16 protein-coding genes are annotated in these 18486 nt (G+C 50.0%); 1 reads left to right on the top strand and 15 read right to left on the bottom strand.

What is annotated here, in order from left to right:
* Positions 1 to 188: 188 nt before the first annotated feature.
* From MKX50_RS06055 to MKX50_RS06005, 11 genes are all read right to left on the bottom strand, one after another.
* Positions 189 to 689, bottom strand: a complete 501-nt coding sequence (locus tag MKX50_RS06055) for a CYTH domain-containing protein (RefSeq protein WP_213592707.1) — start codon at positions 687 to 689, stop codon at positions 189 to 191.
* Positions 690 to 743: 54 nt separating this feature from the next.
* Positions 744 to 1343 (bottom strand): response regulator transcription factor, encoded by a 600-nt coding sequence (locus tag MKX50_RS06050; RefSeq protein ID WP_155609649.1) that lies wholly within the window; start codon positions 1341 to 1343, stop codon positions 744 to 746.
* Positions 1340 to 2476, bottom strand: a complete 1137-nt coding sequence (locus MKX50_RS06045; RefSeq protein WP_213592708.1) for a sensor histidine kinase — start codon at positions 2474 to 2476, stop codon at positions 1340 to 1342. The genes MKX50_RS06050 and MKX50_RS06045 overlap by 4 nt, the downstream gene beginning before the upstream one ends.
* Positions 2477 to 2588: 112 nt before the next feature.
* Positions 2589 to 3650, bottom strand: coding sequence for a fatty acid desaturase (locus MKX50_RS06040; protein WP_213592709.1), 1062 nt, complete (start codon positions 3648 to 3650; stop codon positions 2589 to 2591).
* A 281-nt stretch (positions 3651 to 3931) separates the two neighbouring features.
* Positions 3932 to 5101 carry an aminotransferase class I/II-fold pyridoxal phosphate-dependent enzyme gene (locus MKX50_RS06035; RefSeq protein ID WP_213592710.1) on the bottom strand — a complete coding sequence of 390 codons (1170 nt, stop codon included), beginning with the start codon at positions 5099 to 5101 and terminating at the stop codon, positions 3932 to 3934.
* A 72-nt stretch (positions 5102 to 5173) separates the two neighbouring features.
* Complete coding sequence (locus tag MKX50_RS06030; RefSeq protein WP_213592711.1) at positions 5174 to 6628, bottom strand: PLP-dependent aminotransferase family protein; 1455 nt, start codon at positions 6626 to 6628, stop codon at positions 5174 to 5176.
* A 669-nt stretch (positions 6629 to 7297) separates the two neighbouring features.
* Entirely contained in the window at positions 7298 to 8392 is a 1095-nt protein-coding gene (locus MKX50_RS06025) for a putative RNA methyltransferase (RefSeq protein ID WP_213592712.1), read from the bottom strand.
* A gap of 278 nt (positions 8393 to 8670) precedes the next feature.
* Positions 8671 to 10545, bottom strand: a complete 1875-nt coding sequence (gene htpG, locus MKX50_RS06020; protein WP_339158757.1) for a molecular chaperone HtpG — start codon at positions 10543 to 10545, stop codon at positions 8671 to 8673.
* Between the two features lie 131 nt (positions 10546 to 10676).
* The gene (locus tag MKX50_RS06015) at positions 10677 to 11534 is read right to left on the bottom strand and encodes an RNA polymerase sigma-70 factor (RefSeq protein WP_339158755.1); all 858 of its coding nucleotides are present in this window, start codon (positions 11532 to 11534) and stop codon (positions 10677 to 10679) included.
* Between the two features lie 13 nt (positions 11535 to 11547).
* Complete coding sequence (locus MKX50_RS06010) at positions 11548 to 12747, bottom strand: FAD-dependent oxidoreductase (protein WP_339158754.1); 1200 nt, start codon at positions 12745 to 12747, stop codon at positions 11548 to 11550.
* 180 nt (positions 12748 to 12927) lie between these two features.
* Positions 12928 to 13197 carry a NifU N-terminal domain-containing protein gene (locus tag MKX50_RS06005; RefSeq protein WP_213592716.1) on the bottom strand — a complete coding sequence of 90 codons (270 nt, stop codon included), beginning with the start codon at positions 13195 to 13197 and terminating at the stop codon, positions 12928 to 12930.
* Between the two features lie 157 nt (positions 13198 to 13354).
* On the opposite strand from MKX50_RS06005, the gene MKX50_RS06000 reads away from it, so the two are divergent.
* Entirely contained in the window at positions 13355 to 13747 is a 393-nt protein-coding gene (locus MKX50_RS06000) for a hypothetical protein (protein WP_339158752.1), read from the top strand.
* Positions 13748 to 13861: 114 nt separating this feature from the next.
* On the opposite strand, the gene MKX50_RS05995 is transcribed toward MKX50_RS06000, so the two are convergent.
* The 4 genes from MKX50_RS05995 to MKX50_RS05980 form a co-directional block, all read right to left on the bottom strand.
* Positions 13862 to 14893 carry a LacI family DNA-binding transcriptional regulator gene (locus tag MKX50_RS05995; protein ID WP_155609660.1) on the bottom strand — a complete coding sequence of 344 codons (1032 nt, stop codon included), beginning with the start codon at positions 14891 to 14893 and terminating at the stop codon, positions 13862 to 13864.
* A 112-nt stretch (positions 14894 to 15005) separates the two neighbouring features.
* Positions 15006 to 15842 (bottom strand): carbohydrate ABC transporter permease, encoded by an 837-nt coding sequence (locus MKX50_RS05990; RefSeq protein WP_339158751.1) that lies wholly within the window; start codon positions 15840 to 15842, stop codon positions 15006 to 15008.
* Complete coding sequence (locus MKX50_RS05985; RefSeq protein ID WP_213592718.1) at positions 15842 to 16684, bottom strand: sugar ABC transporter permease; 843 nt, start codon at positions 16682 to 16684, stop codon at positions 15842 to 15844. The genes MKX50_RS05990 and MKX50_RS05985 overlap by 1 nt, the downstream gene beginning before the upstream one ends.
* Positions 16685 to 16820: 136 nt before the next feature.
* Complete coding sequence (locus MKX50_RS05980) at positions 16821 to 18212, bottom strand: ABC transporter substrate-binding protein (RefSeq protein ID WP_339158750.1); 1392 nt, start codon at positions 18210 to 18212, stop codon at positions 16821 to 16823.
* Positions 18213 to 18486: the final 274 nt, after the last annotated feature.

Below are 18486 nucleotides of genomic sequence, written 5' to 3'. Positions count from 1 at the left end.
CCAGAAATCCATCATTATCCATTCGCTGTTACCGGAACTTACCTACTAACCCGTTGAACCTATTTTTTTGACGCAAAAAAATGCCCCCCAGCCCAATCCGGTCGACCAACCGCCGTCATGCAGCGAACCCCGCGCGCTGAGAAGGCACGCGGGGTGAAAAACAGTAAGATGGCATCGAATCTACAAGTTCAACTCGAGCGCTCCTGCAGTTCCTTCCATACTTTCTTGTTGCTATATTCCTTATTCGTGCTAATGTCCAGACCGAACCAGTCCGGCGGCGTAAACCCGACCGCTTCCTCTTCGGATGCAAACTCCACCTCAAGCACCATCAAATCAATTTGATCATACAGGTCGACCTCAATGATTCGTCCGTTCCAATTCGCCGTTACCCGGTTCTTTGTTAAGGGCACTGCCTGGTGTATCCCTGTAATCTGTTCGTAGATCCCTTCCGATATTTCGTACTCTACTTCCTCCCGAAGCAGACCATGCCCCTTCTTAAAGGTATGCGTATATGTAACCTCGCCTGTCGACAAGTCCTTGATTTTACGCACGCGCAGTTCCTGATCGCCAGCCAGCGCCAGATAGGTCTGCTCGATTCGATGCTCTGATTGCAGTTGCAGCTCCCCTTCTTCGATTAAAGATTGGGGAATCTCCTGAAGCAGAAATTTACGCTCAATTTCGAATGACATTTGCTGACACATCTCCTTCTCTATGATGACTTACGATGGAGAGTAGCCCGAAGCCTACTTAAACCATCCCTTCTCTTTAAAGCGGGTAATGGCCTCGATTCGATTGCTTACTCCCAGCTTATCCAGGATGACGGAAATATAATTGCGAACCGTCCCTGTAGTAATGAACAGCTCGCTAGCAATTTCCTTGGTATTTTTCCCGTCGGCGACAAGCCCCAGTACTTCTTTCTCCCGCTCGGTTAACGGGTTCACTTCCCCGTAGGCCTCATCGACAAGCTCTGATGCGTAGATTCTGCGCCCCGCCATAATACTGCGAATGGAAGTTGCCAATTCCTCGCTGGGACTGTCTTTCAGCAAATACCCGCTTGCCCCGGCTTTAATCGCCCGTTCAAAATACCCCGAGCGAGCAAAGGTCGTTAGAATCATCACTTTACAGCCGGAGCCTTTCAGCTCTTCTGCCGCATCCAGACCATTCTTCACGGGCATTTCAATATCCATAATACAAATATCCGGCTTATGCTGATGAACTAGCCGGACTGCATCTTCCCCATTGCTGGCCCTGCCGACTACCGTCATATCTTCCTCCAAATCAAGGATTGAAGCTAGAGCTCCGAGCAGCATGCGCTGATCTTCGGCAATGACAATTCGGATCATATCGATGCCTCCTCTACGGGTTGTTTTAGTGAGCTGGGTACTTTAATTGTCAGCACCGTCCCTCCATTTGAAGCAATTTCCATGCTCCCGTTAACAAATTCGAGGCGTTCCTTCATCCCTCGCAGACCATTTCCCTTGAAATAGTAGGAGTTGACGGCTATGCCTACCCCATTATCCTGTATTGTAACGATTAATTCACCGCGAGACGGTCTAATTGCAATAGAACAGGCCGTAGCGCTGCTATGCTTGACGATGTTCGTTACAGCTTCCTTAAGACACATGCTGAGCACATTCTCATTCATCAACGAAATGTCCAGCTGCTCAGGATCCCCTTCCAGCGAAAATTCAATTTGAGCAGCCTTCAATATTTGCTTGATCCGAAATATCTCATCCTGTAGTCTCGTTCCTCTCATCTGAGTAACCAACTCGCGAACTTCCTTCAATGCCACTCTAGCTGTCTGGCGCACATCAGCAATCTCGGCCTGTGCTCGGGAAGGATCTTCATCCATCAGTCGGCCTGCAAGATCGCTTTTCAGACCGATTAAAGACAGCTTCTGGCCCAGCGTATCGTGCAAATCCCGAGCAATCCGCTGACGCTCCTCCAGCTTCACCAGCTCCGAAATCCGCTTGTTGGCATCCTCCAACTGTCCCTGCAATCGATCACTCTTATTGCGGTTATACGTCGTAACCGGCAGCAGAATAACGCCGATCAAGCTGACAAGAACGAATGGGAGCTGCGTAATGAACCACGAGGTTTTCGTAAGAAATCCCCAATTTATCGTTACCACCGTTGTGACCAGGTGAATTGTATACAACGTAATAAAGCCTACCTTGTTTTTGATATTTCCTATGAAGAAGGCCAGAAACAAAGAGAAATACACATAGCCGAATAACATCGTCATCGTAATTGAAATAGCGATCTGCAAGCTGGTCCAGAAATATACCTTCCAGCCCCTGGACACAAATGACAGAACATAACAAACGAAGAAAGCGATGATCAACAAGCTTCCCAACACCATCTGGTAAGGCGCGGACGATCGGAATATGAAGTAAAAGGGCAAAATGTAGAAAACAACCCAGATGTATGGACTCAACCCGGTATTTCTTTGAAAAATCTGATACCATTTCTGCATTTTCCCCGCCACCTTTTGTTAAGATGATTCATTTTTTTCAATACCCCATTATGCAGTTAGTATAAACAAAGAACAAGCCCATTACTATCCAAAATAAAGGGCTTGTTCTTCTTTATTTCGCTTGAACGCTTGGTAGCGGACTAGGATTGTGCCCAACGGTAGGTTTGCGCTGAACTTCCTTAACCTCCTTAAGCTCCTTAAAAGAAATAAACGTCTTGCTCCGTTCGTCCCACAGACGGAAGCGCAGCGATTTAAGACTTGTTCGGATCGTGATCGTCGTCGCTTTCTGCAAAGGCGGCGTAGCCTCATGGGCCTTCTCCAGATTGTAGTTCGGCACCTTCGGGCTCAAATGATGAACATGATGGAACCCGATGTTGCCAGTAATCCATTGCAAAATTTTCGGCAGCTTGTAATAGGAGCTTCCTTCCACCGCTGCGTTCACATATTCCCATTCTTCATCATGCTCAAAGTAAGAATGCTCGAACTGATGCTGAACATAGAATAACCAAATCCCCAGCATACCGGATACAAAAAAGATCGGCAGTTGTACCAGCAAGAAGGCCTGCCAGCCGATCGCCCATATTAATAATCCATACAAGCCGACTAGCGCCACATTGGTCACGTAAGTGCTAATTCTTTCTTTTCTCCGCGCATCTTTACGATTAAACCGATAAGCCACAAGGAATATATAGATCGGTCCGATAACAAGCATCATAAACGGATTGCGATACATCCGATAGACGAATTTCGTCCAGGCCGAGGCAGCCATATACTCATCGATCGTAAGGAGCCACATGTCTCCAACTCCGCGCTTATCGAGATTGCTGCTCGTTGCGTGGTGGATCGAGTGGGTATTTTTCCATTGCTGATAAGGACACAGTGTGAGAACACCCGTGATCGTCCCAAGTATTTCATTAGCCAACCGGCTCTTGAAAAAAGACTGATGACAGCAGTCATGGAATATGATAAAGGTTCTGACTAGAAAACCGCCAGCAATGATGGTGATCGGCAAGGTCAACCAATAGGATACCGAGAGGCTTAAATAAGCGCCATACCATAGAAGTGCTAAGGGCAGCAAGGTATTAATCAGTTGGCGGACACTTGATTTCATGTCAATCTCCTCGTAAGGAGCTACGTTTTTCTTCAAATCTGACAGACGGTTGGATTTGTTCATCTTTCATTTTCCTCCCCGGGCCTGACGCGCCATTTATTAATCTAACGACTGGAACGCCGCAATCTTTGATGTATTCTAATTATAAAAAATACGGCCTAGGTGAGACAGATATATCCGTCAGTACTTGAACATGATAAATGTCATGTCCGTTTCCTGTTTATTCCGTTGATTCACCTTTCAACTGGAACTACATACAGAACATAACAAACCTGCTGCAAAAAAGACCAACACAAATAACGCCCGCCGGAAGGCGAGCGCTAGATTTAAGCTATATCCAGCTTCTACGACGATTGCCGCAGCGGCAGCCTCACGAAGCGCTCGATGCGATCCACGGCCTCCTGCAGCTGGGACATGCCCGTGGCATAGGAGCAGCGGATATAGCCTTCTCCGCCTGCCCCGAACACCTGGCCGGGCACGGCGGCTACTCCCGCCTCCTTCAGCAAGCGCTGCGCGAACTCCTGCGAGCTCAGGCCGGTGCCGGCAATTGACGGGAACACATAGAAAGCTCCCGCCGGCGCGTGACATGGAAGGCCAATATCCCGCAGTGCGGAGACGAACCACTGCCTGCGCTGATCGTAGGAGCGGATCATTCCCTCCATCTCCTGCATACCGCGGCGCAAGGATGCGATCGCTGCCACCTGTCCCATCACTGGTGCGCACATCGCCGTGTATTGATGGATTTTCAGCATGGCTGCGATCAGTTCGGCAGGGCCGCACACATAGCCGACCCGCCAGCCTGTCATGGCGAAGGCCTTCGAGAAACCGCTGATCACGAGCGTGCGTTCCTTCATCCCAGGCAGCGAGGCGATGCTGACGTGGCTCTGCCCATAGCTCAGCTCTGCATAAATTTCATCCGAAATGACAATGAGATCATGGGCGACAGCCAGCTCGGCGATCGGCACCAAGTCCTCCCTCGTCATGACGGCCCCGGTCGGATTGTTGGGATAATTCAATATCAGCACCTTGGAACGGGGCGTGAGATGACGCCGGAGATCCCGGGCGCGCAGCTTGAACTCCTCTTCTGCCGAGGTCTGCACCTCTACAACCTTGCCTCCATGCAGCTGGGCGATTGGCGTATATGCAATGTAGCTTGGCGTCGGTACGATCACCTCATCCCCCGGCATCAGAATGGTACGAAGCGCCAAATCGACCGCCTCACTGCTGCCTACGGTTACGAACATTTCATCCGCTGGGCCGTAGTCTAAGCCGAATCTTGCCTGCAGATAGCCGGCGATTTCCTCCCGAAGCTCCATAAGCCCGGCATTCGGGGTGTATCCCGTCGTCCCGCGATTCAGCGCTGCGATGCAAGCCTCGACTACAGGTCTTGGCGTTACAAAATCCGGCTCGCCTACAGCGAGCGATATGACATGCTCATCCGCCGCACCGACAAACGCCCTGATTCCAGATGGAGGTATCTCCTGTACTACCGGATTAATCCAGTCATTTCTCATTTCAGCCCACTCCGTCCCATTCATTTACTTCCCGCTGGAGAATCAATCATCATCCACAGGGTTGAGGCGAGGTCACGTTTGAGTGAACATCTCCCTGGCCGCTTCACCGATGATCCTTATCCCCGCTTCGATGTCCTCGTCGCTTACGCGGGAGAAGCCCAGCCGCATCGTATGCTGCCCAGTGCCATCCGTATGGAAAATATCCCCCGGCGTAAATATGACGCCCCGCTGCTTGCAAATCTCCAGCAGTTGTCTCGTATCCGCACCTTCGCTGAAAGATACGAACAGATGCAATCCTCCGTCTCCCGTCAGCCGGTTATATGGCAAATACGCTTCGCAGCACTGCTTCGTCCATTCGTATTTCCGTTTGTATTCCGTCCTGGCTTTGCGCAAATATTTATCCAGGTTGCCATTGAGCAAATATTGATAAAGTATCGATTGATCCAGTGTTGATGTATGGATGCTGCGGGCCCGCTTCAGGCTTTCCAGATAGTAGATCAGCTCCTGATCCGCCAGAACCCAGCCTACCCGGAGACCGGGAAACAGCACCTTGGAGAAGCTGCCCAGATAAATTACCCCATTGCCCTGGCCAACCGCTGCGATCAGCGGAGACACATGGGAGCCGGAGTAGCGAAGCTCTTCGTTGAACCCGTCTTCGATAACGGGAACCTGATAGCGGGTCAGCAGCTTCATGAGCTCCAGCCGTTTCTCCGGGGACATAACGATTCCGGTCGGATTGTGGTAGGAAGGCACCAAATAAGCACAATCGAAGGATTGCCGCCGCAGAGCCTGCTCCAGCTGCTCCAAATCGATGCCGTCTCTTTCCATGCCGATGCCAGTGATCTCGTACCCATGCAGCCGCAAATTTTTGATCGCGGTATGGTGGGTCGGATTTTCACATATAACGGCTCCGCTCCGCTTCGTCAAGGATGACAGCACCAAATCCAGGCCCTCCGTGAAGCCGTTCGTAATGAGCAAATCCTTCCCCGCCAGGTCCACGCCTTTTTGCTCCATATACTGCTTCAACAGATCAATTAGCGGCTTGTAGCCTTTGGCGTAACCGTAGTTGAGCAGAACTTCGCCTTCCACCGCCATCCGGTCAAGGAACGCCCGCTTGACGTTGCCGAGATCAAACAGCTTCTCGTTCGGGGCAATGCTCGTAAAAGAAATCGTGCCCCGCTCCGCGCGTATGCCGTGCTTCATCAGGTCCATTGCCTCGGCCATCCGAGCTTGTTCATTCATGCGCTCCTGCCAGTCCAGCCGCCATGATGGCGCGGCCGCGCTAGCTGTGATCTGGGCAATGTAGCTCCCTTTCCCCTTCACGGTGTAAACCAGGCCCTCTTCCTCCAGTCCCAGGTAAGCCGAAATAATCGTATTGCGGCTCACGCTCATCAGTTCGCTGAGCTCCCGGGTTGAAGGAAGCTTCTGATGCGGCTGGAGAACGCTTTTCATGATCATGCGCTTCAAGTATTCTTTTACCTGAACGTAGGCCGGCCGGCCTTCCACTAATTTGAAATCCTGATACATCTTTATCTCTCCTATCCCTATAGTGGCATAGAATCTATATTGGCAAAAGAACCACAGCCCTGCATTGTTGCCAAGGTTGTGGTTCCCTTTCATCTATAACCGATCCGTTTATATTTTCACTATTATAAGTTGAAACATTGCAATCCCACTTATTAGTTCATTTTATATAAGCTGCGTGTCCACTAAGCTGTGTCGTAAACTAAATGGAAATCATGTATCTAATCATGCTCTAAACAAATGTTTCAGAGGGGTAGATGGATTTTATGCATCTAAAATCAAGAATCCAGCCCAAAATAGCCTTCTTCCTTCTTTTAATGACATGAAATACATTTAAATCTGCTTTCGCTTCCTTAGCGTAGAAACTAACTGCTATAAATCCATTTAAAAATGTAAACAACTATTGAAATGGATGCGCGACAAGTGCTGCTGCTACAATGATGGGGGGGGCAAGTTCCGCAAATCTTCCCCGATCGCTGTTGCCCCCCGTTTTCTTGGATTATATAGATTCGTAAGAGGTACGAATCCGATCACAAAGGCGACCGGATGCCTAAACTCTCGAAGCAGCTTTAAGGCGATCACATGCTATGCTTCCGAAGCAGCTTTCTACCAGACATCTTTCAATTTCTTCAGAAGCATTTTTCTTCCTTGCCTGCATCCCACTTTTTTGGTTCATCTTTTATATCTCTTTCTGCCTATCAAAATGACAAAATCGAAGGTTATGACAGGCTGCTTGTTCATCGTCTGCATCAGGCGAAGCTGCTCCTCACCGGCCTGCCAGGCCAGCGGAGTCATCTGCAGCAAATCCGCCAGATCTTTCTGCTCTATTAGAAGCTCGTATTTTACCTGCTGCATGTCCACAAGCTCAAAATGACGGCGAAACAGCTCAACCGTCCTGTCATTGGAATACGTCCGCCGCGCTGTCTCGCTATGCAGCGCCCGCCGTATTTCCTGCAAATACTCCGTGCCCGGGATCACCTTCATCACCAAGCCATCATCCGCAAGCATACGGTGAAACTCGGAGTAATTCGCCGGGGACAAGATGTTCAGGATAACATCGAAGGAACCGTTGGCAAAAGGACATTTGGCAAGATCGGCAACTCCCCACAGCATTCCGGGATTGGCCTTAGCCGCCAATTGGATGCCGGCTTTGGAAATATCTATCCCTGCGGCGACAAGCTTGCACCCTGACGTGCCCGCCAGATGGCGCACCAACGCCGATAGATGGGAGCCTTCTCCGCAGCCTGCATCCAGTATCGCAGCAGCGGTACATTGCCTTTCCCCTGGACTCTGACCCAGGCTGGGCCGCACCACTTTTTGTTGTACCAGCTCTCCCCGCTGCCGCGCCTGTCGCTCAAGCACTTTATTCTGCAGCTCCTGCTGCATGGCAGCTTGCCGCTGAAGTTGATGCTGCTGCATTTCCTGCTGCTGACGTTCTCGCTGCTGAAGTCCTTGCTTCTTCAGCCCATGCGATCGACTCTCTCGCCGCTTCAAGTCCTGACGCTCCAACTCGTTCCGGACAATCTCGCCCAGGCGGTCGGTCAGCCCGCGAAACACCCCTGCCCGGCTAACTCGGGCACGCGATTGAAACAATCGCTTGTCGTATTTCTCCTTCGGAGCTTGCAGCAGGAAATTGACGTACCCCTGCTTTGCGATATCAAAGCAATGACGGTTTTTGCAAATTAGACTATTGTCCTGTAAATCTAGCGGACCCGAGCACACCGGACAAATGACTGTTCCGGCAGGTATGGTATGAAATATTAACATGCTATCGCACCTCATTCATTCGTATTGAGTTAATGAAAAAAGGCACAGTTAAATAAACCCAGGCATCTTCATTCTTAAAAACCCGGGGTTATCCTTCTGTACCTCTCATTAACGCAACCGAATGTAATGAATCATCTGATAGCAACCTCTTTCCTGTATAAGCTCATGCATCCTTGAACATGGCAATAAAAATGACGAAAGGCGCTTAGAACAAAAGCTCCTTCCGTCATTTTAACTTAAAGCTGATCCAATTGTAAAATCAGGGATTAAATCAGGGATTACACCATGATTTTGCAGATATCATTCGTAAATTCCACCGGATCCTGCACAGGCAGGCCTTCGATCAGCAGCGCCTGGTTGTACAACAGGTTGGTATACAGGCTCAGCTTCTCCTTATCGTTCTCATGCGCGGCCTTAAGCGATTGGAACACCTCGTGGTTCACGTTGATTTCCAGCACTTTGTCGGCCTGAACGTCCTGGCCGCTCGGCATCGCCTTCAATATTTTCTCCATCTCGATCGATAGGTCTCCCTCGGCCGACAAGCAGACCGGATGAGATTTCAGCCGCTTCGAGGCTTTAACACTCTTCACTTTGCCGCCCAGAATGCCCTGCATCGCCTCAAACAGCTCTTTGTTGCTGCTCTCGTCTGTTTCCTGATCCTTCTCGTCTGGCTCGATGCCGAGGTCTCCGCTCGATACCGATTTGAATTCCTTCTCCTTGTAGTTCAGAATCGTCTTGAGCGCGAACTCGTCGATATCGTCAGTGAGGTACAGGATTTCATAGCCTTTATCGGCGACAAGCTCCGTCTGCGGCAGCTTCTCGATCCGCTCGATCGATTCGCCGGAAGCATAGTAGATATACTTCTGATCCTCAGGCATTCTCGAGACGTATTCATCCAGTGTAACCAGCTTCTTCTCCTTGGAGGAGTAGAACATAAGCAGATCCTGAAGATCTTCTTTGTGCATGCCATAGTCGTTGTACACACCAAATTTCAATTGGCGGCCGAAGGAATTGTAGAACTTCTCGTACTGCGCTCTTTCATCCTTCAGCATGCTTTGCAGCTGCCCCTTGATCTTGTTCTTGATGTTGCGGGCGATCAGCGTAAGCTGACGGTCATGCTGCAGCAGCTCCCTGGAAATGTTGAGCGACAGATCCTCGGAATCGACCATCCCTTTGACGAAGCCGAAGTAATCCGGCAAGAGGTCGCCGCATTTGTCCATGATCAGCACGCCGTTGGAATACAGCTCCAGTCCTTTCTCGTATTCCTTCGTATAGTAATCAAACGGAATGTTCTCCGGAATGAACAGGATCGCATTGTACACGACTGCGCCGTCCGCGCTAATATGGATATGCTTCAGCGGTTTGTCGAAGCCGTAGCGCTTCTCGTGGTAGAAATTCTCGTAGTCCTCTGCGGTCAGCTCGTTTTTATTTTTCCGCCAAATCGGCACCATGCTGTTGATCGTTTGCTCTTCCTTGTATTCCTCGAACTCGTTCTCCGTGCCTTCCTTAGGACGTTGTCCGCTTACATCCATCTTGATCGGATAACGGATGAAGTCGGAGTACTTCTTGATGATCGCTCTTAGACGGTACTCTTCCAGGAACTCATCGTATTGATCCTCTTCCGTGTTCTCTTTAATTTTTAGAATAATATCGGTGCCTGGCGTCGCCTTGTCGAACGGAACGATCGTGTAGCCGTCCGCCCCTTCGGACTCCCATTTGAAGGCTTGGTCGCTGCCAAACGGCTTGCTGATCACGGTTACCACGTCAGCTACCATAAACGCCGAATAGAAGCCTACACCGAATTGGCCGATGATGTTGTGGCCGTCCTTCGCTTCATTCTCTTTCTTGAACGCCAAAGAGCCGCTCTTCGCAATAATCCCGAGGTTGTTCTCCAGCTCTTCCTCGGTCATGCCGATCCCGGTATCGGAAATCGTCAGCGTGCGATTCTCCTTGTCCGGCGTAATTTTAATGTAGTAATCCTCGCGGTTGAACACGAGATTGTCGTCGGTCAGCGCCTTGTAGTATATTTTATCGATCGCATCGCTGGCATTGGAGATGAGCTCTCTTAGAAAAATTTCTCTTTGTGTATAAATGGAGTTAATCATCATTTCCAGCAATCTTTTGGATTCCGCCTGAAACTGCTTTTTTGCCATGAACAATAATCTCCTTTCGTTCCTTTGCTTCTAGCTACTTAGATCCTTCACCTTGTTAGCACTCAAGTTCGCAGAGTGCTAATTCTTTCTTTTATATACCATATAGTAAAATTTAAAGTCAACCCGTTATGCTACATATGCGTTAACTTATCCGGATTTCTAATAAAATAGATGCCTCGGGCTGCCCCGTCTTCAACTTGCAGCAGTACAATCGTATCTATGCTGCCTGACGAGCGAACAATGACGCCGGTATCTCCGTTTATCGTAGCCAGCTCGAAATGAACATCCCCTTGCTGATCTAGCTGCCGCATTAAACCAAGCAGGAAACGGCTGACATGATCCCGCGATGTGATCGGACGCACTGCTGCCGCTACTTTGCCTCCTCCATCGGAGAGAACGACGACATCTTCGGTAAGCATCGCTAACAATACATCCATATTCCCCTGCTCCAGCGCCTGCAAGAAGGCCTGAACCCAGCGCTGACCTGTCGCTTCCCTGTTGTTTAGGATGCCGGCAGCGTCAGCCCCCATCTTCCCCCGGGCCCTGCTCATGAGCTTCCGGCAATTCGCCTCGCTCTTGTCCAGCAGTCCGGCGATTTCAAAATAATCGAACCCGAGCGCCTCGCGAAGCACGAAGACAGCCCGTTCGGCTGGAGACAATCGCTCGAGGAGAACGAGCATAGCGTAAGACAGGAGCTCATTGCGCATCAGCGTTTGCAGGGCATCCTCTTCCGGCGTTGGCACGGGCTCGGGCAGCCAGGGGCCAACATACTGCTCGCGCCGTTTCCGGGACGACCGCAGTAAATCCAGGCAGCGATTCGTCACCATTTTGCATAAATAAGCTTTGGGCTCCTCGATATGGTCCGTATTCATGGCATAGACCTTCAAGAATACTTCCTGTACCGCATCCTCCGCATCCGCTGCCGAACCGGTCAACTGGTAGGCGAGAGTAAACAGCAATCTTCTGTATTTTTCATAAAGCTCATGCATTGGCATCGTCCTTTCACGGTTTCCGATGGGGCTGCTTCAACAGGCTTGCGATATCCCAAGTATATTGGCGAATTTTCCAACCCAGCCTGCCTGTAATTATCATATCCAGCCCCCATTGCCGCGTCCAGACCATCCCCCGCTCCCCTCCCAAGCCGAAGCAGTACGCATCCATATAACCCTTATGCTGTGGAGCCGGGCGGCCGTTCAAGTCCGCCAGCACAATCGCTCCCAATCTGGACGCCTGTGCGCCTCCTTCTTTGCATGTCATGGTGTCAGCGCGGCCGGTAGCCGGATCGACGATTCTCGCGCAGTCCCCAATGCTGTACATCCCCGGCATGCCTTGCACCCGGTAGCTTGCATCTACGATAACCTGCCCGTCAGCCGTAAGCGGCAGCCCCATCTCCCTTAGTGCTGGATTCGGCAGCAAGCCTAGCGTCCACACGCATAATCCCGCCGGGATAACCTCGCCGCTTGACAATGACACCATCCCCTCTTTTTCCTGAAGCGCCTTGACTTCATGCAACACGGTTACGCCATAATTATGAAGCTTGTGTTCCAGCCTGCGCCCCACTTTGAGAGGACCCTCCGGGAACAGCCTCGCCTGGGCATTGATCAAATACACCTTGATCATCTCCGGATCGATTTCCAGGGCCCCGGCTTCCTGGCGCATGAACCAGGCCAGTTCGGCCGAATTTTCGATTCCGCTAATGCCAGCCCCGGCCACCACCGTAGTCAGCAGCCGCTGCTTCTCCACGGGATCCGTCGCCTCTGCAGCCTGGCGCATATTCTCCTGCCATTGCTGACGTATTGCCGCAGCCGCCTTCAGCTCCGTTAAAGCGATCCCCCCCTGATCAGGTTTAGGCCGCCTTACGATGCTGCCAACCGTAACTACGGCAATATCGTACGCAAGCGTATGCTCCTTGCCTTCGCCATCCCGATAGCGAGCTTGCTTCTGATCATGCTCGATTCTTCCAACAGTTCCTCTAATAACCTGGATATCCGAAAACATGCGCGTAAAAGGAATCGTGATCTCCTCCTGATGGGCAGCAGGCTTAAAGAGCAGCACCTTCCGCAAATGATAGGGCTCCTTATCGATCAGAACAATTCGTATCTTCCTTGTCTCACCTGCTTTTTGAAATGCTTGCCGGATAGATTGAATCGCATTTATTCCTGCGTAACCCCCGCCTACAACCAAGCATATTAATTCGTTCATCTTTCCCAACTCCTTTATGCTGTTTCCCATGGGACGGCAAAGGAGCCGGATTTGTGACACACAGCAAGAAAAAAAGACGGTTCCCTAAGGAATCGCCTTTTTTCTTCTAAAGCATCCATTTCACCTAAAGATAAATCCGTATAATCGCTTACTGCAGACTTATCGCAAACCAACATTTTGTTAACCGTAAATTTTCTTGAACGCTTCTTCCGCTTGTTCCAGAATTGGATCCCAGTCCGCTTCCGGCTTCTTTGTAATCGTCACGAAATCTCTTAATCCAAAAATGTTATCCACGCCTTCAATGCCCAGAAGGGCGCTGGCCAGCGGATGATCCGTTGCCTCGCCGCTCTTCAAGGATATGCTGCGCGTGCCTTCGAACAGCGCTTCCTTCGCGCTGATCTTCACGGCGTTCGGATTCGGGGTGGCCTGTACATCGACTTCCAATGCCATTGCTATCTCACTCCTTTCCATTCCCCGCTATTGTAGCATGCTTCGCCTAGCTTGACGAATAGCCCGCCATAGCTGCACTGACATACTTTGTTCATATTGCGTTCATATTCGCGTTCTATATTGAAGGGGCCTTACATTCAAATTCGGGGAGTGTGTTATGGTAAAATACAGCAAATGGTTAATCCGCATTGCGGCAATTTATTCTCTTATCGGCGCTTTGATCGGTGCGGATATGGCTGGGCGATATGATTACACGCTGACTCCCGCTCATGCCCATATTCTCGTCGTCGGCTGGCTGACCTTGTTCGCCTACGGCATGTTCTACTATATCTTCAAAGAGATCAGCATGGTCAGAACGGCCAAGCTGCACGTATGGTGCAGCATCATCGGCGGCGGATTGATGCCCTTCGGCATGCTCGTCTACTACAAAATGCAAAGTACGGCGACGTTGCTGGCCTTCATCCTGCCAGCCTGTGTCCTGCTGCTCGCCATCGCCCTGTTCGTCGTTATTTTATTTTTCGATAAAAGGCTGTTCCGGGCCAATAGCTGATCACGATGTAACGCCCTCATACATAGAGCCCTGTTCTCCCTTAGCAAGGGAGACAGGGCTCTTAACATTCCACGGATTGAACAGGCCTGTCCTCCAGCGCAGCAAGCCGCTTCGCTAGTTGAGACGTTTCGTCGAATTCCGGATGACCAGCTCGCCGGGGAAGGTTTTATGGGCGTGAGTTATTTTTTTATCTATTAAATCAAATAAGATCTTAATCGTCTCCTGCGCTATTTCCTCTGTCGGCTGCTTGATGGTCGTGATCGACGGATTATAATAGAAGGAAATATCCAGCCCGTCAAAACCTACAACAGAATAGTCCTCAGGCACGCTTAGGCCCGCTTCAAATATCGCTTTGCATGCCCCGATCGCGAGGCTGTCGGATACGGCGTAAATCGCCGTGAACTCTTCACCGGACTGAAGCAGCTCCTTGGTGACCTCATAACCGTTCTCCATGGAGTAGCTGTCGATATCCTCCCGCATAGGGCGCACCAGCCGCTCATTGTATTCGATGCCGTGCTGCTTCAAGGCTTTCTTATATCCTTCGTATCTCAGCTTGCCAATACTTACGTCATCCATTGGCGCGGTAATGATCGCGATTTTGCGATGTCCTTCATTGCATAAATAATCGACGATTTTATAGCTCTCCTTGACGTCGTCGACCGAAACGGAGGAGTAATCGTTAGGATCGAATTCTTCCGTCATCCCGATCGTACTGAGCACGAACGGCACGGTTAACTGATCCAGCTTCTCTTTGGAATGCGAGAAATACCCGCCGAGGAACACAATGCCCTTCAGCCGCTTCTCCTTCTCCAGCTCGATCGCCACTTCGATTTCATCCTGCTTCTCGTCGACGCGCTGCAGGATGAAGGAATACTTCTTCCGCTGAATTTCCCGCTCGAACACCTGAATCATCGGGTTGAAGAACGGGTTGGTGATCCCCTTGATCAACACCGCGATCGTCTTGGACACCGAACGCTTCAAATTTCTCGCGCTGTTGTTCGGCACGTAATGATTGTCTTTGATGACCTGCATGATCATCGCCTTGGTCTCTTCGCTAATATCGGGGTGGTTGTTGATCGCTCTGGAAACCGTAGTTACCCCGACGCCGCACATCTTGGCAATATCTTTAATTGTAATAGAAGCCATATTTGTTCTTCCCTTACATCGTAATCTAAACAGCTACACCGGATACATTTCATTAGAATAGCAGTTAAAGTTCCAGAAAACAAGGCGGATTCCGTCCAAAACACAGCAGCCGTCAGCCTTTGACCGCCCCTGCAACAACGCCTTCTATAATATACTTCTGACAGAGCAAATAGAATATGACGATCGGCACGATCGCCAGCACCAGCATGGCCATCATAGCACCCATATCGATAGAGCCGTATCCGCCTTTCAGGTACTGGATCGCAATCGGGATCGTCTTGTACTCGCTTCCGATGACGAGATCGGGGAGCAGGTAGTCGTTCCATACCCACATGACGTTCAGAATGGCGACCGTGATCGCAATCGGCTTAAGGATCGGCAGCACAACCTTAAAGAAGGACTGCGCGGGGTTGCAGCCGTCAATCATAACTGCTTCTTCGATTTCGATCGGAATCGACTTCACGAACCCGCTAAATAGAAAGACGGATAATCCCGAGCCAAAGCCGAGGTAAATGAGAATGATGCCGACCGGGTTGTCGAGATTCAGGACGTTGGCCGTCTTCGTCATCGTAAACATCACCATCTGGAACGGCACGATCATGGAGAATACAAAAATGTAATACAGCAATTGATTGAATTTCGTCTTGACTCTCGTTATATACCAAGCGGTCATGGACGTAAATAGGACAATCACGGCTACGGAGAAAACGGTGATGAACAGCGACATGCCAAACGCCGATATGAAATCCGTCTTGGCGATCCCGCTCGTATAGTTGCTGAGCCCGGAAAACGTTTCGCTATTGGGCAGCAAAAACGGGGTATCGCTGATAAAGAACTTTCCTTTAAATGAGTTCATTAATACGATCAGGATCGGAGAAATGAAGGCAACCGCCAATAGGAACAAAATCAGAAAGATGAGCGTATCTGCTCCTTTGTTTGTCTTTTGCATCAGCTCTCAACCTCCTTCCTTCTAGTAATCAGCAGTTGAACAAGCGCAATCAAGGCCACCAGGACAAAAAATACAACCGCTTTGGCCTGGCCTACGCCTTCCCAACCCGTCTTACCATAGAAGGTGTTGTAAATATCCAATGCCAGCATCGCCGTCTGCTTCGCCGGCGCGCCTGCTGTGAGAGCCAGGTTCTGGTCAAACAGCTTGAACGAGTTCGACAAGGTTAGGAACAGACAAATTGTAATCGATGGCATAACGAGCGGCAGCGTCACGTTGCGCAGTACCTGAAACCGGGAGGCGCCGTCGATTTTCGCCACCTCAATGACATCCTTAGGCACGTTCTGTATACCCGCGACGTAAATAATCATCATATAACCGATCAGCTGCCAGTTCATCAGCACGACGAGTCCCCAAAAGCCGTACTTCGGATCGAACGTCAGAGTGAGATCGAATTTATACAGCACGCCGTTAATGATCAGCTGCCAGATGTAACCGAGCACGATCCCGCCGATCAGATTCGGCATGAAGAACACCGTGCGGAACAGGTTCGTTCCTTTCTTCCCGCGGGTGAGCAGCATCGCAAGAATGAAGGCGAACACATTGATTGTCAGTACCGAAACTACAGTGAATTTTACTGTAAACCATAATGCATTCAAAAAGTCCTGGTTCGAGAACGCTTTGACGTAATTGCTTAATCCTACCCACTTTGCATCGTTCACGGTCGTAAATTCCGTGAAGGAGAGGTATACACCTAATATGAACGGTAGAACAAAAGCTACCGAAAAGGCGATGATCGTAGGCAATGCAAAAAGGGCAAAATATTTTTTCATCGACTTTTGCATGTTTTCTTCTCCTATCTCAGTATTCAACATGATGATGATAACGGAATGCCTGTTCATTCATCGATCATCGGATGGAAATGGGATTGATGCCACTGGGCTTCTATTGGTAACCCAGTGGCATCGCATACACCCGACGTCATTTTGCCTTTTCTGCTGCCCAGCTCTCCGTGAACACCTTCACAACTTCATCCCAGGATTGGTTGCCTTGAACGTATTGCAGCAAAGCATCACCGAACTGATTCTTGAACTCCTCGCTCGGGAACGCCGCGAACGTCCAAGGAACAGAGGTCACATCCTTCTCCATCCAGGACATCACTTCTTTCGCCAGCGGGTCAGCCGGCTTCTCGTTTTCATTAAACGTATTGAACGGTGCGATAAAGCCCAGCTCCTGCGTTACATAAGCTTTTCCCTTATCACTGGTGAACAGCCATTCCAGGAAATTGATTGAAGCCTGCTGCTTCTCAGGCGACACTTTGCTATTGATCGCAAGGTAGTTCTCGGTACCGATGGCCAGACCTTGCTTCTCTTCGCCGCTAACTCCGGTGTAGATCGGTAGGAATTTGATATCCTCCGCCTTGACCACGTTGCCGCCTACTTCATTGATTTGGCCCCAGGCCCAGTTCCCGTTCTGAACCATCGCCGCTTGGCCAAGCGCAAATTCAGCCATAGAGTCGGCTACGGATTTGCCTCCCAGCAGCGCTCCCTTCGTCACCGAATTGTTCGTATACAGGTCAAAAATGTTCTTGAAGTTGTCCGCATATTTGAACTGCACTTCATTCGCTGCAAGACCGGCCAGTACGGTGTTGTCAAACTCCGTATTGTCCTTGAATTCATAGTACAGCGGCAGGTTGGCCAAGTGCGTCTGCCATCTCCATTGCTCGCCAGCGCCAAGCGAAGTAGATGCAAATACGCCTTTGATGCCAAGCTGATCCTTCTTCGCCGTCATGTCCTCGACAACCGCTTTCAAAGTACTAAAGTTGTTGATTTCGGACGCGGACGAAATGGAGACCGCTTTATCCGGCAGCGCAAAGAATTTCTGCATGATCGCATCATTATAAATGATGCCGTAGCCTTCCACGACGTAAGGTATGCCGTACACGCCGCCTTCACTTGTCACCGCGAGGCTTGGATCAGATAAGTAACTGTAAAGCTTCGTATCTTTCAGATCGAGTGTGTAATCCTTCCATGCTTGATAGCCGACAGGTCCGTTGATTTGAAAAATCGTCGGCGCATCCTTCTTGGATATTTCCGATTTCAATTTCGTTTCATAAGTACCGCTTGCTGCCGTAACAACTTTGACCTTAACCCCTGTTTCCGCTTCATAATCCTTGGCGATCTTCTCGTATACTTCCGCAATCTCCGGCTTGAAGTTCAGGAAATAAATTTCTTTTGCTCCGCCAGAAGCTCCTTCGCCTTTGGCGCCATTCTCCCCGGCAGCCGAATTATCACCCTTGCCGCATGCCGCAGCCAGCACAGTTACCAGAGTGAATACAAGCATAATCCCCAGCATTTTCTTCAGCTTGTTCATCGTCTAGACCCCTCTTCCTTAATGAATATCAGTTGTCATGAAAACGCTTTGAAATAAACATGGTAGCGTTTTCGGAAACGTTTCCGAAAATGGGATCGGAATCCTTTTCGGTAACGTTTTCGGTGACAACGTTATAGTAGCACAGGAAACCCAAAGTTCGCAATGCTATTTGCTGTTTTTCAAAACATGTAATTCTTTCAGTAAGCTTTCAGCGTCCATTCAAATTGAATTAAGCCGGTCAAGGTGATGCGGGAATCTCCGCACAAACGAATCT

The sequence above is a fragment of the Paenibacillus sp. FSL W8-0186 genome, from assembly GCF_037969765.1.
GTDB classification, from domain to species: domain Bacteria; phylum Bacillota; class Bacilli; order Paenibacillales; family Paenibacillaceae; genus Fontibacillus; species Fontibacillus woosongensis.
This window is presented reverse-complemented; position numbering and strand designations above follow the sequence as displayed.

Excerpts from the sequence above, each read along its gene's own strand:
- MKX50_RS06030 (WP_213592711.1), bottom strand. The coding sequence starts at position 6,628 with ATGTATCAGGATTTCAAATTAGTGGAAGGCCGGCCGGCCTACGTTCAG.
- MKX50_RS06040 (WP_213592709.1), bottom strand. The coding sequence starts at position 3,650 with ATGAACAAATCCAACCGTCTGTCAGATTTGAAGAAAAACGTAGCTCCT.
- MKX50_RS06035 (WP_213592710.1), bottom strand. The coding sequence starts at position 5,101 with ATGAGAAATGACTGGATTAATCCGGTAGTACAGGAGATACCTCCATCT.
- MKX50_RS06045 (WP_213592708.1), bottom strand. The coding sequence starts at position 2,476 with ATGCAGAAATGGTATCAGATTTTTCAAAGAAATACCGGGTTGAGTCCA.
- MKX50_RS06025 (WP_213592712.1), bottom strand. The coding sequence starts at position 8,392 with ATGTTAATATTTCATACCATACCTGCCGGAACAGTCATTTGTCCGGTG.
- MKX50_RS06010 (WP_339158754.1), bottom strand. The coding sequence starts at position 12,747 with ATGAACGAATTAATATGCTTGGTTGTAGGCGGGGGTTACGCAGGAATA.
- MKX50_RS05985 (WP_213592718.1), bottom strand. The coding sequence starts at position 16,684 with ATGCAAAAGTCGATGAAAAAATATTTTGCCCTTTTTGCATTGCCTACG.
- MKX50_RS06015 (WP_339158755.1), bottom strand. The coding sequence starts at position 11,534 with ATGCATGAGCTTTATGAAAAATACAGAAGATTGCTGTTTACTCTCGCC.
- MKX50_RS05990 (WP_339158751.1), bottom strand. The coding sequence starts at position 15,842 with ATGCAAAAGACAAACAAAGGAGCAGATACGCTCATCTTTCTGATTTTG.
- MKX50_RS06005 (WP_213592716.1), bottom strand. The coding sequence starts at position 13,197 with ATGGCATTGGAAGTCGATGTACAGGCCACCCCGAATCCGAACGCCGTG.
- MKX50_RS06050 (WP_155609649.1), bottom strand. The coding sequence starts at position 1,343 with ATGATCCGAATTGTCATTGCCGAAGATCAGCGCATGCTGCTCGGAGCT.
- MKX50_RS06055 (WP_213592707.1), bottom strand. The coding sequence starts at position 689 with ATGTCATTCGAAATTGAGCGTAAATTTCTGCTTCAGGAGATTCCCCAA.
- MKX50_RS05995 (WP_155609660.1), bottom strand. The coding sequence starts at position 14,893 with ATGGCTTCTATTACAATTAAAGATATTGCCAAGATGTGCGGCGTCGGG.
- htpG (WP_339158757.1), bottom strand. The coding sequence starts at position 10,545 with ATGGCAAAAAAGCAGTTTCAGGCGGAATCCAAAAGATTGCTGGAAATG.
- MKX50_RS05980 (WP_339158750.1), bottom strand. The coding sequence starts at position 18,212 with ATGAACAAGCTGAAGAAAATGCTGGGGATTATGCTTGTATTCACTCTG.
- MKX50_RS06000 (WP_339158752.1), top strand. The coding sequence starts at position 13,355 with ATGGTAAAATACAGCAAATGGTTAATCCGCATTGCGGCAATTTATTCT.